The organism is Methylobacterium sp. A54F, from assembly GCF_053346035.1.
On sequence record NZ_JBKFBF010000070.1, the window covers coordinates 1 to 343 of the forward strand.

1 protein-coding gene is annotated in these 343 nt (G+C 70.0%); it reads right to left on the reverse strand.

From position 1 onward, the window contains the following. The coding region (locus ACLBXP_RS25370; RefSeq protein WP_447670604.1) for a TGS domain-containing protein at positions 1 to 343 on the reverse strand (343 nt) is incomplete at both ends.

Here is a 343-nt window from a genome sequence, read left to right on the forward strand (position 1 = left end):
ATTGCCGGCGCACCGCCGAGCGGGTCGCCCGGCGGATCGCCGCGCGGGCCTTGCCGGTGACCACGAGGGATTCCCAGGCGGCCGGCGGGGAGGCACCGTCGGAGCGGGCGCTCTCGACCTCGTCGCCGTTCGCCAATTCGTGCAGCAGTGGCATCATGCGGCCGTTGATCTTGGCGCCCACCGCCGTGTTGCCGACATCGGTGTGCACCGCGTAGGCGAAGTCGATCGGCGACGCGCCGCGCGGAAGGGCGATGAGCCGGCCCTTCGGTGTGAAGCAGAACACCTGATCCTGGAACAGCTCGAGCTTGGTGTGCTCCAGGAACTCCTCGGGGCTATCGCCCTC